The 13,001-nt window shown below is 71.7% G+C and carries 9 protein-coding genes, 2 tRNA genes and 1 pseudogene; 6 read left to right on the top strand and 6 right to left on the bottom strand.

The window, feature by feature from the left end:
• Positions 1-62: 62 nt before the first annotated feature.
• The 4 genes from D9753_RS12050 to D9753_RS12035 all read left to right on the top strand — a co-directional run bounded on the left by D9753_RS12050 (position 63) and on the right by D9753_RS12035 (position 5,768).
• Positions 63-2,969: a UPF0182 family membrane protein gene (locus D9753_RS12050; protein WP_121787018.1), complete on the top strand. Its 2,907-nt coding sequence runs from the start codon at positions 63-65 to the stop codon at positions 2,967-2,969.
• Between the two features lie 41 nt (positions 2,970-3,010).
• Positions 3,011-3,084, top strand: a tRNA-Met gene (locus D9753_RS12045).
• 205 nt (positions 3,085-3,289) lie between these two features.
• Positions 3,290-5,128 (top strand): tetratricopeptide repeat protein, encoded by a 1,839-nt coding sequence (locus D9753_RS12040; RefSeq protein ID WP_205614128.1) that lies wholly within the window; start codon positions 3,290-3,292, stop codon positions 5,126-5,128.
• Positions 5,129-5,694: 566 nt separating this feature from the next.
• A tRNA-Met gene (locus D9753_RS12035) sits at positions 5,695-5,768 on the top strand.
• 118 nt (positions 5,769-5,886) lie between these two features.
• Here D9753_RS12035 and D9753_RS12030 read toward each other — a convergent pair.
• Positions 5,887-6,303, bottom strand: coding sequence for a Fur family transcriptional regulator (locus tag D9753_RS12030; protein ID WP_121787016.1), 417 nt, complete (start codon positions 6,301-6,303; stop codon positions 5,887-5,889).
• 145 nt (positions 6,304-6,448) lie between these two features.
• Here D9753_RS12030 and D9753_RS12025 point away from each other — a divergent pair, with 145 nt between their 5' ends.
• On the top strand, positions 6,449-7,903 hold the full coding sequence (locus D9753_RS12025) for a catalase (RefSeq protein ID WP_121791028.1): 1,455 nt from the start codon (positions 6,449-6,451) through the stop codon (positions 7,901-7,903).
• Between the two features lie 67 nt (positions 7,904-7,970).
• On the opposite strand, the gene D9753_RS12020 is transcribed toward D9753_RS12025, so the two are convergent.
• Positions 7,971-8,366 (bottom strand): CBS domain-containing protein, encoded by a 396-nt coding sequence (locus D9753_RS12020; protein ID WP_121787015.1) that lies wholly within the window; start codon positions 8,364-8,366, stop codon positions 7,971-7,973.
• A gap of 173 nt (positions 8,367-8,539) precedes the next feature.
• Entirely contained in the window at positions 8,540-9,343 is an 804-nt protein-coding gene (gene hisN, locus D9753_RS12015) for a histidinol-phosphatase (protein WP_121787014.1), read from the bottom strand.
• 241 nt (positions 9,344-9,584) lie between these two features.
• Between hisN and D9753_RS12010 the strand changes: the two genes are divergently transcribed.
• On the top strand, positions 9,585-10,190 hold the full coding sequence (locus tag D9753_RS12010; protein WP_121787013.1) for a TetR/AcrR family transcriptional regulator: 606 nt from the start codon (positions 9,585-9,587) through the stop codon (positions 10,188-10,190).
• Positions 10,191-10,244: 54 nt separating this feature from the next.
• Here the strand turns inward: D9753_RS12010 and D9753_RS12005 are convergent.
• The 3 genes and pseudogenes from D9753_RS12005 to aroA form a co-directional block, all read right to left on the bottom strand.
• Positions 10,245-10,569 (bottom strand): annotated as a pseudogene (locus D9753_RS12005) (DMT family transporter).
• A gap of 84 nt (positions 10,570-10,653) precedes the next feature.
• Complete coding sequence (gene rsgA / locus D9753_RS12000; RefSeq protein ID WP_121787012.1) at positions 10,654-11,664, bottom strand: ribosome small subunit-dependent GTPase A; 1,011 nt, start codon at positions 11,662-11,664, stop codon at positions 10,654-10,656.
• A 12-nt stretch (positions 11,665-11,676) separates the two neighbouring features.
• Entirely contained in the window at positions 11,677-12,993 is a 1,317-nt protein-coding gene (gene aroA, locus D9753_RS11995; RefSeq protein ID WP_121787011.1) for a 3-phosphoshikimate 1-carboxyvinyltransferase, read from the bottom strand.
• Positions 12,994-13,001: the final 8 nt, after the last annotated feature.

The following is a 13,001-nucleotide window of genomic DNA, read 5'->3' as shown; positions in this document are numbered from 1 at the left end:
CCGCGAACACGGGGGCCTGACGGATCGACAGCGACTTCGAGGTGCGCACCTTGGCTTTCCAGATGCCGGACCGTGGCGGAGGCCCGACGGGGCCGCGGATGAGAGCGGGCCGCCCGTCCCGGCGCGTCCGGACCCTGCTCATGACCTTGGGCGTCCTCGCCGTCCTCGGCATGGCGTTCACCATGTTCGCGGGCTTCTGGACGGACTGGCTGTGGTACCGGTCGGTGCACTACTCGTCCGTGTTCACCACCACCCTGTGGACCAAGATCGGGCTGTTCTTCGTCTTCGGCCTGCTGATGGCGGTCGCGGTCGGGGTGAACAGCTGGCTCGCGCACCGGCTGCGGCCCCCGCTCAGCGCGATGTCGATGGAGCAGCAGAGCCTCGACCGCTACCGGATGGGCATCGCGCCGTACAAGAAGTGGCTGCTGCTCGCCGTCACCGCCCTCGTCGGGCTGATCGCCGGCGCGTCGGCGGCGGGCCAGTGGCGGACCTGGCTGATGTGGGTCAACGGCGTGCCCTTCCACCAGAAGGACCCGCAGTTCCACCTCGACGTGTCCTTCTACGCCTTCGACCTGCCCTGGTACCGGTTCCTGCTGGGCTTCGGCTTCGCCGCGGCCGTCCTGTGCCTGATCGCCGCCGCGTTGACCCACTACCTGTACGGCGGGCTGCGCGTCACCAGCCCCGGCGCGCGGGCCACCGCCGCCGCGACCGGGCACCTGTCGGTGCTGCTCGGCATCTTCGTGGCACTGAAGGCGGTCGCCTACTGGCTCGACCGGTACGGCCTCGCCGTGAAGTCGAGCGACTTCAAGGCGACCGACAACTGGACGGGCCTGCGCTACGTCGACGCCAACGCCTACCTGCCGGCCAAGACCATTCTGTTCTGCATCGCGGTCATCTGCGCGCTGCTGTTCTTCGCCACCCTGTGGCGGCGCACCTGGCAGCTACCGGTCATCGGCTTCGGTCTGATGGTCCTGTCGGCGATCCTGATCGGCGGGCTGTACCCGGCCATCGTGCAGAAGTTCCAGGTCCAGCCGAACGAGCAGGCCAAGGAAGCGCCGTACGTCCAGAAGAACCTGAAGGCGACCCGCGAGGCGTACGACATCGACGACACCCAGGTCACCGAGTACCCGGGCAAGTCCAGCACCGAGGACCCGACCAGGCTGCGCGACGACGCCAACGACGCGGCCAGCATCCGCATCGTGGACCCGAACATCGTCTCGCCGACGTTCCAGGTCCTCCAGCAGATGAAGAACTACTACGGTTTCCCGACCAACCTGGACGTCGACCGGTACCCCAGCAAGGACGGCAAGAACGGCAAGGACCAGGACACCGTCCTCGGTCTGCGTGAACTGAACCTCGACGGCATCCCGAAGAACAACTGGATCAACGACCACTTCCGCTACACGCACGGCTTCGGCGCGGTCGCCGCCAAGGGCACCGAGGCGAACCCCAACGGCGAGCCGGTCTTCACCGAGTACGACCTGCCCTCCCGAGGTGACCTCGGCACGTACGAGCAGCGGGTCTACTACGGCGAGAAGACCACCACCTACTCCATCGTCGGCGGTCCCCAGAAGGAGATCGACTACTCCGACAACGACGGTGAGAAGACCACCAGCTACCGGGGCGGCAGCGGGGTCAACCTCGACAACCCGGTCAACCGGGCCGCGTACGCGGTGGCGTTCAACGAGCCGCAGATCCTGTACTCGGGCGCGATCGGCAAGGGTTCGCGAATCCTGTACAACCGCACCCCCAAGGAACGCGTCGAGGCGGTCGCTCCCTGGCTGACCATCGACGGCGACGCCTACCCGGCGGTCGTCAACCACCGCATCCAGTGGATCGTCGACGCGTACACCACCACGAACGGCTACCCGTACGCCTCCCGTACGACCCTCGGTGACACGACGGCCGACTCGCTGACCGCGACGAACAACTCGCGTGCGGTGGTGGCCCAGCAGAACCAGGTCAACTACATCCGTAACTCGGTGAAGGCGACCGTCGACGCGTACACGGGCGACGTCAAGCTCTACGAGTGGGACACCAAGGACCCCGTGCTGAAGACCTGGATGAAGGCCTTCCCCGGCACGGTGAAGGCGAAGAGCGCCATCTCCCCGGACCTGCTGGACCACCTGCGTTACCCGCAGGACCTGTTCAAGGTCCAGCGCGAGCTGCTCACCCGCTACCACGTGACGGACGCGCAGACGTTCCTCACCGGCAGCGAGGTGTGGCAGGTGCCGGACGACCCGACCAACAAGTCGGGCGACGCGGTGCCGCCGTACTACCTCAGCATGAAGATGCCCGACCAGGCCCAGCAGGCGTTCTCGCTGTCCACGACGTTCACGCCCAACGGGCGGTACAACCTGAGCGCGTTCATGTCGGTCGACGCGGAGGCGGGCAGCAGCGAGTACGGCAAGATCAGACTGCTGAAACTGCCGACCAGTACGACCGTGGACGGCCCCAAACAGGTGCAGAGCCAGTTCAACTCCGAACAGGACATCGCCGCCGCGATCAAACTCCTCAAGGGCGGCGACTCCGACATCGAGTACGGCAACCTGCTGACCGTCCCGCTGGACGGCGGACTGCTCTACGTCGAGCCCGTCTACGTACGCGGTGGGGGACTGAAGTACCCGCTGCTGCGCAAGGTGTTGGTCACCTACGAGGGCAAGACCGCGTTCGAGAACACGCTCGAAGGGGCGCTCGACAAGGTCTTCGGTACGAAGAGCTCGGCGACCAGGCCACCGGACACCGGCACCACCAACCCGCCCGACACCGGCAACCCGACGGTGAAGCAGGCGCTCCAGGACGCCCAGAAGGCCTTCGACGCCGGACAGCGGGCGCTGAAGGACGGGCCGGACTGGGACGCGTACGCCACGGCGCAGAAGGACCTGAAGGACGCGCTGAAGCGGGCCGAGGAGGCGCAGTCCAAGGCCGGCGGGACCAGTGGGAAGAACGGCGGCCGATCAAAGGGCTGATCAAGCGCCCCCCGCGCCGTGGTACGGTTGACCTGCAACGGCGCGGGGTGGAGCAGCTCGGTAGCTCGCTGGGCTCATAACCCAGAGGTCGCAGGTTCAAATCCTGTCCCCGCTACTGCATCGAAGGCCCGGATCCCATCAGGGATCCGGGCCTTCGTGGTGTGCGAACTCAAGTCCGGGGCAGAGAAACTGCCGCACCGCCGTGGCGAGTTGGGCGGTATGTGTTTGACTTGTCTCCCTGTGGGCATGTCGACAAAACGCTGAAGTGACCTTACGGGTTGCGGTATACCGGGTGTACCCAGGTTGCAGGTGGTGCGACGATGGACGTTATGGGGGACAAGGGAACTCTGTTCGAGACAGGGCGATTTGTGCAGCCATCCGGTGTGGAGCCGGTCCGTGACGAGCTGGGCGACATGGGGGAAGTCGCCGAGGAGACCCGCCTCGCGCTCGCCGCGCAGAGCGGCGACGCCGAGGCCTCGAGCGTCCTCGGAGCCATGCTGCTGCGCCGCGGCGACCTCGACGCGGCCGAACCCCACCTGCGTGCGGCCACCGCGGCCGGTGACCGTGCCGCCGCCAACAACCTGGGCGTCCTGCTGCACCAGCGCGGTTACGCCGACGAGGCGGCCGGCTGGTGGCGGATCGCCGCCGTGGCCGGCTCCGCGGCCGCCGCGCACGCGCTCGGCCGCCACCACCGCGAGCGCGGCGACGAACCGGCCGCCGAGTACTGGCTGCGCCAGTCCGCCGAGCAGGGCCATGTCCTCGGCGCGTACGCGCTGGCCGACCTGCTGGAGCACCGCGGGGACGTCGGCGCCGGGCACTGGATGCGCGCCGCCGCGGAACGCGGACACCGGGAAGCCGCCTACCGGCTGGCGCGCGCGCTGGACCGCACGTCCGGGCACGGAGAGCTGGACCGCACGTCCGGGCACGGGGAGGAGACCCCCGCCGACAACGCTGTCGCGGAAGCCGAGCAGTGGTACCGGCAGGCCGCCGCGCGCGGACACCGGCGGGCCGCGCTGCACCTCGGGGCGATCCTGGAGAAGCGCGGGGAACTGAAGGAGGCCGGGCGCTGGTACCTGACCTCCGCCAAGGACGGCGAGCCGCAGGCCGCCTGCGCGCTCGGATTCCTGCTGCGGGACGCCGGGGACACCGAGAGCGCGGCCGTGTGGTGGCTGCGTGCCGCCCAGGACGGCGACGGCAACGCCGCCAACGCGCTCGGCGCGCTGCACGCCGAGCGCGGCGAGACACAGACCGCGGAGCGCTGGTACCGGGCCGCGCTCGACGCCGGCGACGACAACGGCGCGTACAACCTGGGGCTGCTCTGCGCCGAGCAGGGGCGCACCGCGCAGGCCGAGCAGTGGTACCGGCGGGCCGCCTACGCCGGGCACCGGGAGGCCGCGAACGCCCTCGCCATCCTGCTGCTGCGGGGCGGCGACACGACCGGGGCCGAACCGTGGTTCTCCAAGGCCGCCGAGGCCGGCAGCGTCGACGCCGCGTTCAACCTCGGCATCCTCTACGCCGGGCGCGACGAGGACGAGATGGCACTGCGCTGGTACGAGCGGGCGGCTGCCGCCGGCCACTCCGAGGCCGCGCTCCAGGTGGGGATCGCCCGGCTGCGCGAGGGCGACGAGCAGGAGGCCGAGCGGCACCTGCGCTGCGCGGCGGGCGGCGGCAGCGCGGAGGGCGCGTACCGGCTGGCCGCCCTGCTCGACGCGCGCCGGCCGCCCGAGCCCGCGCACGAGCTGGGGGAGACCGTGCACGAGAAGACCGAGTGCGAGGAGTGGTACGAGCGCGCCGCGTCCCAGGGGCACCGGCGGGCGCAGGTGCGGGTCGGCATGCTCGCCGCGGCGCGGGGCGACGTGGTGGAGGCGGCGCGGTGGTACCGGGCGGCGGCCGAGGCCGGGTCGCGCAACGGCGCGTTCAACCTGGGGCTGCTGCTGGCCCGGGAGGGCAGTGAGCCCGAGGCCGCCGTGTGGTGGACCCGCGCCGCGAACGCCGGGCACGGACGGGCGGCTCTTCGGCTGGCCCTTGTCTACGCGCGTCGCGGAGAGCTGGCGGAGGGCCAGGGGTGGGCCGACAGGGCCGTCGCCCTGGGTCCGACGGAGGTCGCCGAACGAGCGGGCCGACTGCGGGACGCCCTGAGAGAAGAACTCTCCGCCTGACCGCACCACGGGCTGCGCCTTCCGGCACCGCCCGGGGTTGCCGGCTCGGCGGGCGCCGGAGTGCCGGGGTGCCGGTGTGCGGGGGCCCCGGGGTGCACGGTGCCGGGGGCTCGGCGCCGGGATGCCGGAGTTGGGGCGCGGGGCGCCTGGACGTCCTGCGGGTGTCCGGGTGCCCGAGTGGTGGCGCGGGTCGTCCCGGCCGGGGCCCGCTGGATGCCGACCGCATTCCCCCGCGGGGTGGGGGTGCCGACACGGCAGCGTGAGCCACCTACGACCTACGAGATCCGCGGCGTCGGGCGCCCGCGGCAGCGCTGTCCCGCCGCGGCGCCGACCGTCCGCAGTCTGCCTGGATCGCCTGTGGCGCCGACACCCGCGGCACCATGTGGTCCGCCGATGCCAATCCCGGTTCCGGGGCGTGGCCGGCCTCGAGGGTGGGTGGCGGGCGGTGCGGGGGCGGGTGAGGTGGGGTCGTTGCTGGGGGAGGGGGTGTCGGAGTGGCCTGGTGGGTGGGGTGGGGGAGGGATTTGCTTCGTGGGGGTGAGGTCGCGTAGTGTCGTGTTTACCGACGCGGGGTGGAGCAGCTCGGTAGCTCGCTGGGCTCATAACCCAGAGGTCGCAGGTTCAAATCCTGTCCCCGCTACTGAAGGCCGAGGGCCGGAATCCAGAAATGGGTTCCGGCCCTCGGTGTTTCCCCAGGCAGCCGGGCAGCGAGAAGCCCCGGTGCCGGGACGGCATCGGGGCTTTCGGCCGGCGTCCTGTCAGGCGCTCGCGCAGTCCGGGCACAGGCCCCGGTACGTCACCTCTACGTCCGACACCGTGAAGCCGAAGCGCTCGGAGTCGGGGAGGTCGGTGAGGGGGTTGCCCGTCGGGTGGACGTCACGGATCGAGCCGCACCGCGCGCAGACCAGGTGATGGTGCGGCTGGTGCGCGTTCGGGTCGTACCGCTTGGCGCGCTTGTCCGTCGTGACTTCCAGCACCTCGCCGAGGCTGACCAGCTCACCCAGCGTGTTGTACACGGTCGCCCGGGAGATCTCGGGCAGCTTCGCGACGGCCCGCGCATGGACCTCGTCGGCCGTCAGATGGACGTGCTCGCCGTTCAGGACCTCGGCCACCACGCGCCGCTGCGCGGTCATCCGCCATCCGCGTCCACGCAGCCGTTCCAGTAGGTCGCTCATAGCCACCAGCCTAACAGGAACCAGGACCAGGTCGGGAATAGGTGTGACTTTGGAATCTAGCTTGACTTAGACAAAGTCCATTGTAGGATCGACCCCGGGTTTGACGACAGGACAGGACGAGTCAGTGATGACGCAGGAGGCACACGTGACGCAGGGACCGCTCACCACGGAGGCCGGTGCCCCGGTCGCCGACAACCAGAACAGCGAGACGGCGGGCGTCGGCGGGCCGGTTCTCGTCCAGGACCAGTTGCTGCTGGAGAAGCTGGCGCACTTCAACCGGGAGCGCATCCCGGAGCGCGTGGTGCACGCCCGCGGCGCCGGCGCCTACGGCACCTTCACGGTGACCGCAGACGTCACGCCGTACACCCGCGCCGCGTTCCTCTCCGAGCCCGGCAAGCAGACCGAGGTCTTCCTGCGTTTCTCGACCGTGGCCGGCAACCTCGGCGCGGCGGACGCCGTCCGCGACCCGCGCGGCTTCTCGCTGAAGTTCTACACCGAGGAGGGCAACTACGACCTCGTCGGCAACAACACCCCGGTGTTCTTCATCCGGGACGCGATCAAGTTCCCCGACTTCATCCACACCCAGAAGCGCGACCCGTACACCGGTTCCACGGAACCGGACAACGTCTGGGACTTCTGGAGCCTCTCGCCGGAGTCCACGCACCAGGTGACCTGGCTGTTCGGTGACCGCGGCATCCCGGCGTCGTACCGCCACATGGACGGTTTCGGTTCGCACACCTTCCAGTGGAACAACGAGGCCGGAGAGGCCTTCTGGGTCAAGTACCACTTCAAGACCGACCAGGGCATCAAGTGCCTGACCGCCGAGGAGGCGGACGTCCTGGCCGGCAAGGACCCCGACTCCCACCAGCGCGACCTGCGCGAGGCGATCGAGCGCGGCGAGTTCCCGAGCTGGACCGTGGGCGTGCAGATCATGCCGGCGGCGGACGCGGCGACCTACCGCTTCAACCCGTTCGACCTGACCAAGGTGTGGCCGCACGCGGACTACCCGGTCATCGAGGTCGGCAAGCTGGAGCTGAACCGCAACCCGCGGAACGTCTTCGCAGAGGTCGAGCAGTCGGTCTTCTCGCCGGCGCACTTCGTGCCGGGCATCGGCCCCTCGCCCGACAAGATGCTCCAGGGCCGGCTCTTCGCGTACGGCGACGCCCACCGCTACCGCGTCGGCATCAACGCCGACCACCTGCCGGTGAACCGCCCGCACGCCACCGAGGCACGCACCAACTCCCGCGACGGCCTCCTGTACGACGGCCGGCACGGCGGTGCGAAGAACTACGAGCCGAACAGCTTCGGCGGGCCCCACCAGACCGGCCGGCCGCTGTGGCAGCCGTTCGACGGCTTCACGGCCGGCACCGGTGACCACCCGACGCCGGCGCACGCCGAGGACGACGACTTCGTGCAGGCCGGCAGCCTCTACCGGCTGATGACGGAGGAGGAGAAGGAGCGACTGGTCGCCAACCTGGCGGGCGCGGTCTCCCAGGTCTCGCGCGCGGACATCGCTGAGCGCGCGATCGGCAACTTCCGCAACGCGGATGCCGACTTCGGCAAGCGGCTGGAGGCGGCGGTGCAGGCGCTGCGCGGCTGAGCCGGCCGCCCTCGCGGCCGGGCGGGCCGGACCCCACGGTGCTCGGGGTCCGGCCCGCTTCGCGTGCTCAGAGGGCGGGTGTGGGCTCGCGGGCCGGTACCCAGCGGCGGATGATGTCGCGGACCGAGACGATGCCGGCCACCTCGCCGCGGTCCAGGACCACGAGGTGCCGGAAGCCGCCGTGGGCCATGGCGCGGGCCGCCTCCTCCAGGGTCCAGGTCGGGGCGGCGAAGACGACGTCGGTGGTGGTGTGGGCGTGGATGCGTTCGGTGTCCGGGTCCTGGCCGAGGCCGACGGAGTTGAGGATGTCGCGTTCGGTGAGGATGCCGACGCCGCCGGCGTCCGGGTCGAGGACCACGGCGGCGCCTATGCGGCGCGCCGACATCAGGGCTGCTGCCTGGCGGAGGGTGTGGGCGGGGCCGAGGGTGAGTATCACCGTGCTCATGGCGTCACGGACGAGCATGAAGGGGCCACCTCCTGAGGGTTTCCCGCCTGTTTCCAGGCCCGGCGCCGGAGGCGCCTGTACGGCGCTGCACAAGTTCACAAGCGGGGGTGGACTCAGGGTGCCAGGCAAAGGGAGGGTCAACAAGGGGGCGCGCGACGCCCGTCGACGGCGTGCGCGCGCTTTCCCGTGCGTCAGCCGCGCTCGGCGAGATACCCCAGCAGCTCGTCGTGGAGCAGGCCGTTGGACGCCGCCGCGTTGCCGCTGTGCGGGCCCGGGCGGCCGTCGAGGCCGGTGAAGGAGCCGCCCGCCTCCGTCACGATGATCGCGGTGGCGGCCATGTCCCACAGGGACAGCTCCGGCTCGGCACAGATGTCGACGGACCCCTCGGCGACCATCATGTACGGCCAGAAGTCGCCGTACGCGCGCGTGCGCCACACCTGGCGGCTGAGGTCCAGGAAGCCGCCCAGGCGGCCCTGCTCCTCCCAGCCGGAGAGCGAGGAGTACGCGAAGGAGGCGTCCGCCAGCCCGCCGACGCGGGAGACGTGGATACGGGACGCGGAGGTGAGGTTGCGGCCGGTGAAGGCGCCGTGGCCCTTCGCGGCCCACCAGCGGCGGCCGAGGGCGGGGGCGGAGACGACACCGACGACCGGTTCGTAGCCGCCCTCGCCCGCTTCCATCAGGGCGATGAGCGTCGCCCACACCGGGACCCCCCGGATGTAGTTCTTGGTCCCGTCGATCGGGTCGATCACCCAGCGGCGGGGGCCGGTGCCCTCGATGACGCCGTACTCCTCGCCGAGAACGGCGTCCCTGGGGCGGGCACGCTGGAGCCGGCTGCGGATCACTTCCTCCGCCTCCTTGTCGGCTTCGCTCACCGGGGTCATGTCCGGCTTCGTCTCCACCTTGAGGTCGAGGGCCTTGAAACGGGCCTTGGTGGCGGCGTCGGCCGCGTCCGCGAGGACGTGGGCGAGTCCGAGGTCGTCGAGGTAGTCCGGCATGTGGGGAACGGTATCTGCCGGGTGGGCACAGGGGCTACCAGGGACGCGGGTGACAGCGGCGCGCCGCACGGCTGTCAGCCGGATGCGCGTGCGCCCGCCCCCGCCGCCGCGGCCCGCCTCACACCGCCGTAGCCGCCCGCCCCCGGCGGCCGAAGCTCGCCCCCTGTCCTCGCGGACCCTTGACAGTGCCCACAGGCGCGTCAAATCTGGGGCACAGTCGCTGTGCCCCAGGGAGGCGAGGATGCCTGCTGCCCGGGAGTCCCTGCTGGACGCCGCCTACGCGGCGCTCATGCGCCGGCCGTGGTCCGCGGTGCGGATGGTCGACGTCGCCGTGTCGGCCGGGGTGTCCCGGCAGACCCTGTACAACGAGTTCGGCAGCAAGGACGGGCTGGCCCGGGCGCTGGTGCGGCGGGAGGCCGACGGATATCTGGCCGGGGTGGAACGGGCGCTCGGCAGTGCGGCCGGGCCGCGGGACCGGCTCACCGCCACCGCCGAGTGGACGGCCGGCGCGGCGCGGGAGAACGTGCTGGTCCGGGCCATGCTCACCGGCTGCTGGACGGAGCGGCTGCCCGCCCCGCCGCTCGCGCCCGTCCCCTCCTGCACCGCGGTGCCGGCGCAGCGCCGGGCGGACGGGCCGCTTCCGACGCCCCGCGACTTCGTGCGGATGGTCCGGGACCGAGCGGTGACCGTGCTGGCCGGTCCCGGCGCCTCCCCGGCCGACACCGCCGAACTGCTGCGCACCTGCGAACTGGTGGTGCGCCTCGCCCTGTCCTGCGTGGCGGCCCCGCCCGGGGAGGGCGGCATGGCGGAGCTGGTCCGGGCGGTGCTCCCCCGGCATCTGGTGTGAGGGCGGTGCCGCCCCGGCGCCGGGGAGCCGCTGCGGCCGGTCGGCGCCCCGCGCCTAGTGCGCCGATCCCGACAGTTGGAGGCCGATCACGCCGAGGATGACGAGGCTGATCGAGACGATCTTCAGGGTGGACACCAGGTCGCCGAGGAAGACCATGCCGTAGATGGGCGGTGCCGGCCGCGCCGATGCCGGTCCACACGGCGTACGCGGGGCCGACGTCCAGCTTCCGCAGGGAGAGGGTCAGCAGGCCGAAGCTGCCCAGGGCGAACGAGGCGAAGGCGATCGTCGGCCACAGACGGGTGAACCCGTGGGAGAGTTTCAGGCACACGGCGAAGCCGGTCTCCAGGAAACCGGCCACTATGACCAGCAGCCACGCCATGTGCGGTCCTCCCGTTGGTCCGGATCTCCGGCTCGGTGTGATTATGCACTTACCGGCCGCCCGTCCGGGCGCACAACGCGGTGCTCAGTCGCCCTCCGTGGCCTCCCGCGTGGCCAGCAGCCGGCGCAGCGAGTACAGCCGTGCCGCGTCCGCGTGACCGTCCTCGACCCACTTGTCCAGCGCGCAGTCCCGCTCGTCGTGGCTGCACGCCCGCGGACAGCCCTCCGTACCGGGTACGAGATCCGGGAAGGCGAGGATCACCCGCGAGGGGTCGACGTGCGCGAGCCCGAAGGAACGGATGCCCGGGGTGTCGACGACCCAGCCGTCCGCACCGCCCAGCGGCAGGGCGAGGGCCGACGTCGTGGTGTGCCGGCCGCGCCCCGTCACCGCGTTGACGTGTCCCGTCGTACGCCGGCGGTCCTCGGGGACCAGCGCGTTGACCAGCGTCGTCTTGCCGACGCCCGAGTGGCCCACGAACGCGGTGATCTTGCCGTTCAGGTGTGCGCGCACCCGGTCCGCCGCGTCCCCGCTCTCCAGCTCCTCACGGCTGGTGACGACGTGGGGGATGTCCAGGGCGCCGTACAGCTCCAGCAGCGCGTCCGGCGGGGCCAGGTCCGACTTGGTCATCACCAGCAGCGGTGTCAGACCGCCGTCGAAGGCCGCGACGAGACAGCGGTCGATCAGCCGGGGCCGGGGTTCCGGGTCGGCCAGCGCCGTCACGATCGCCAGTTGGTCGGCGTTGGCGACGACCACCCGCTCGTAGGGGTCGTCGTCGTCGGCCGTGCGGCGCAGCACCGACGTGCGCCCCGCGATCCGCACGATCCGCGCGAGTGAGTCCTTCTTCCCCGACAGGTCGCCCACCAGGGCCACCTGGTCGCCGACGACGGCGGCCTTGCGGCCCAGCTCGCGGGCTTTCATCGCCAGGACGACCCGGTCGCCCACCAGGCAGGTCAGCCGCCCCCGGTCGACGGTGAGGACCATGCCCTCGGCCGCGTCCTCGTGCTTGGGGCGGATGCTGGTCCGCGGCCGGTTGCCCTTGCGGTTGGGGCGGCTGCGGATGTCGTCCTCGTCGGTGTGCTTGCCATAGCGGCGCATGCTGTTACGTCCTTACTGCCCGAGCATCCCGGTCCACAACGCGGGGAAGTCCGGCAGGGTCTTCGCGGTCGTCGCCACGTTCTCGATCCGCACCCCCTCGACGGCCAGGCCGATGACCGCGCCGGCCGTCGCCATCCGGTGATCCTCGTAGGTGTGGAACACCCCGCCGCGCAGCGGGCGCGGGCGGATGTGCAGGCCGTCGGCCGTCTCCGTGACGTCACCGCCGAGTTCGTTGATCTCCTTGGTGAGCGCGGCCAGCCGGTCCGTCTCGTGCAGCCGCAGATGGGCCACGCCCCGCAGGGTGGACGGCGAGTCGGCGAGCGCCGCGACCGCCGCGATGCCCGGGGTCAGCTCGCCGACGTCGCCCAGGTCCACGTCGATGCCGTGGACCGCGCCCGAACCGGTGAACACGAGCCCGTAATCGGTGAGTTCACAGGAGCCTCCCATCTCGGTGAAGATCTCCCGCAGCCGGTCCCCCGGCTGGGTGGTGCGGGCCGGCCAGTCCGGGACGAGCACCTTGCCGCCGGTGACGAGGGCCGCCGCCAGGAACGGCTGCGCGTTGGACAGGTCCGGCTCGACGGTCAGGTCCCGGCCGAGCAGCGCCCCCGGCGTCACCCGCCACACGTCGGGCTCGCCGCCCGACTCCGGGGTGTCCACCTGGGCGCCCACCGCGCGCAGCATGTCGACCGTCATCCGGATGTGCGGCAGGGACGGCAGGGTGGCACCGGTGTGCCGGACCTCGACGCCCTGGTTGAAGCGCGGGCCGGACAGCAGCAGCGCGGAGACGAACTGGGAGGACGAGGAGGCGTCGACCGAGACCGGGCCGCCGTCCAGGGCGCCGCCGCCGTGCACGGTCAGCGGCAGCGCGCCCCGGCCGTCGTCGTCGATCCGGGCGCCGAGCGCCCGCAGCGCGTCGATCACCCCGTGGAGGGGACGCTCGTACGACCGCGGGTCCCCGTCGAACCGGATCGGACCGTCGGCCAGCGCGGCCACCGGCGGCAGGAAGCGCATCACCGTGCCCGCGTTGCCGACGTCGACCGTGGCCGGGCCGCGCAGGCCCGTGGGCAGCACCCGCCAGGCCTCACCGGTGCCGTCGGGGCCCACCCCCTCCTCGATCTCCACGCCCATCGCGCGCAGCGCGCCGGCCATCAGCAGGGTGTCCCGCGAGCGCAGCGGGCGGCGCAGCCAGCCGGGTTCGGAGGCCAGGGAGGCGAGGACCAGGGCGCGGTTGGTGACCGACTTGGACCCCGGTACGTGGACCGTGGCGTCGACGGCCCCGCTCGCGTGCGGGGCGGGCCAGGGGGCGGTGGGGGCGGGGTTCGGGGCCATGGGGTCAC

Origin of the sequence: Streptomyces dangxiongensis, assembly GCF_003675325.1 — a bacterium.
Taxonomy (GTDB): domain Bacteria; phylum Actinomycetota; class Actinomycetes; order Streptomycetales; family Streptomycetaceae; genus Streptomyces; species Streptomyces dangxiongensis.
Note: the sequence above shows the minus strand (reverse complement) of the source record. Positions and strands in the feature narration are given on the sequence as shown.

Bases quoted from the DNA above. Each gene is read 5' to 3' on its own strand.
- D9753_RS12050 (WP_121787018.1), top strand. From the start codon at position 63: ATGCCGGACCGTGGCGGAGGCCCGACGGGGCCGCGGATGAGAGCGGGC.
- D9753_RS12040 (WP_205614128.1), top strand. From the start codon at position 3,290: ATGGACGTTATGGGGGACAAGGGAACTCTGTTCGAGACAGGGCGATTT.
- D9753_RS12030 (WP_121787016.1), bottom strand. From the start codon at position 6,303: ATGAGCGACCTACTGGAACGGCTGCGTGGACGCGGATGGCGGATGACC.
- D9753_RS12020 (WP_121787015.1), bottom strand. From the start codon at position 8,366: ATGCTCGTCCGTGACGCCATGAGCACGGTGATACTCACCCTCGGCCCC.
- hisN (WP_121787014.1), bottom strand. From the start codon at position 9,343: ATGCCGGACTACCTCGACGACCTCGGACTCGCCCACGTCCTCGCGGAC.
- D9753_RS12010 (WP_121787013.1), top strand. From the start codon at position 9,585: ATGCCTGCTGCCCGGGAGTCCCTGCTGGACGCCGCCTACGCGGCGCTC.
- rsgA (WP_121787012.1), bottom strand. From the start codon at position 11,664: ATGCGCCGCTATGGCAAGCACACCGACGAGGACGACATCCGCAGCCGC.
- aroA (WP_121787011.1), bottom strand. From the start codon at position 12,993: ATGGCCCCGAACCCCGCCCCCACCGCCCCCTGGCCCGCCCCGCACGCG.